1 protein-coding gene and 1 pseudogene are annotated in these 759 nt (G+C 53.8%); both read right to left on the bottom strand.

The features are described 5' to 3' along the window. Positions 1 to 173 (bottom strand): annotated as a pseudogene (locus tag ACLD7X_RS17460) (hypothetical protein); the annotation flags it as partial. Between the two features lie 14 nt (positions 174 to 187). Beyond that, positions 188 to 759 (bottom strand): ATP synthase beta subunit C-terminal domain-containing protein (locus ACLD7X_RS17455; protein ID WP_482763993.1); only part of this gene is annotated, 572 nt, incomplete at its 5' end.

Genomic DNA, 759 nt, shown 5'->3' with positions numbered 1-759 from the left:
GTTTCAGAAACCTTGATCACGCCAACGTCGAGAGCAGAGATAATTGGGGCGTGATTGTACAGAACTTGAAACGGACTTTTGGACCCAGGCACTGCGATAGCCAGCGCCGAGCCATTCCAAGCCGTCGTCTGCGGAGTAACGATGCTGACGTTAAGAACGTGGTCCGTTGCCATGGTGTGATTCTGCCTTAATTCTGCGATTTCTTGTACGCTTCAAGCACTTCATCGAGCGTACCCTTGTAGGCAAAGAAGCCCTCGGGTACATGGTCAACCTCGCCATTGAGGATTGCTTTGAAGCCCGATACGGTATCACTGATTTTAACGTAGCGACCGGCAAAGCCTGTGAACTGCTCTGCAACGTGGAACGGCTGAGAGAAAAAGCGTTGAATTTTGCGCGCGCGATAGACGGTTGTCTTGTCGTCGTCGGAAAGTTCGTCCATGCCGAGAATCGAGATGATGTCCTGGAGGTCCTTGTAGGTCTGAAGAATCTTCTTCACCCGCATGGCTGTGTCGTAATGCTCCTGGCCAATGATCAGGGGATCAAGGATTCGCGACGTTGAATCCAACGGGTCTACGGCGGGGTAGATGCCGAGTTCTGAGATTTGACGGCTCAACACGGTTGTGGCGTCAAGGTGAGAGAACGTATTGGCTGGTGCAGGGTCGGTAAGGTCGTCTGCGGGCACATACACTGCCTGTACGGAAGTAATGGAGCCGCGGTCCGTCGACGCGATGCGCTCCTGCAGAGCACCCATCTCCGTTG

This window comes from Aphanothece microscopica RSMan92, from assembly GCF_046613545.2.
Taxonomy (GTDB): domain Bacteria; phylum Cyanobacteriota; class Cyanobacteriia; order PCC-6307; family Cyanobiaceae; genus NIES-981.
The sequence above is the reverse complement of the archived record's forward strand: the minus strand, read 5'-3'. Positions and strand labels throughout refer to the sequence as shown.